Here is a 635-nt window from a genome sequence, read left to right as displayed (position 1 = left end):
TCGTCTTCCATGAGCGAGCGGTGCTGCGCGTAGAGTGGCTGTGCCGCCATCCGGACAGCCGGCTGACCGCGGGCAGCCTGGTGTCGATCCGCTGGCTCGGCCGGCCGACCAGCACGCTCGGGGCGATCCGCATCGCGCGGCTGGTGAAGCTGGAACGGCCCGAGGCGAGCCTCAATCCCTTCGACACGGTGCCCCACGCCTGGGTCCGGGACCGGGAACTCGTCGCGCGGGCGGGGCGTTTCTGGGAGGGCCTGGGCCGGCCGCTGCAGCATCTCTTCAACGCGGTGTTCTGGGATCCGCGGCGCTTCCAGCGCTATCTTGAGGGGCCGAGTTCGCTGCAGGGGCATCACAACGGCCGCAACGGCAACTTCCGCCATGCGCTGGAAGTCGCCGAGCGGGCGCGGACCCTCGGCAGCCATCACGCGGAGGTGCATCTGCCGGTGTTGATCGCCGGGAGCCTGCTGCACGACGCGGGCAAGGCGGAGGAGTACCAGTTCAATCCGGTGCGGGGCCGCTATGAGATGACAGAGCGCGGGGCACTACTGGGCCACAAGCATACGGTGCTCGAGTGGATCGCCGCGGCCCGGGCCCAGCACCGGGTGATCGTGCCGGAAGCCCATTACCTGGCGCTCCTT

General features: G+C 69.8%; 1 pseudogene. It reads left to right on the top strand.

The annotated features are described in order from the left end of the window. Window positions 1-20: 20 nt before the first annotated feature. Window positions 21-635: pseudogene (locus ZRA01_RS20430) on the top strand (HD domain-containing protein); the annotation flags it as partial.

The sequence above is a fragment of the Zoogloea ramigera genome (assembly GCF_006539865.1).
GTDB lineage: Bacteria > Pseudomonadota > Gammaproteobacteria > Burkholderiales > Rhodocyclaceae > Zoogloea > Zoogloea ramigera.
The sequence above is the reverse complement of the archived record's forward strand: the minus strand, read 5'-3'. Positions and strand labels throughout refer to the sequence as shown.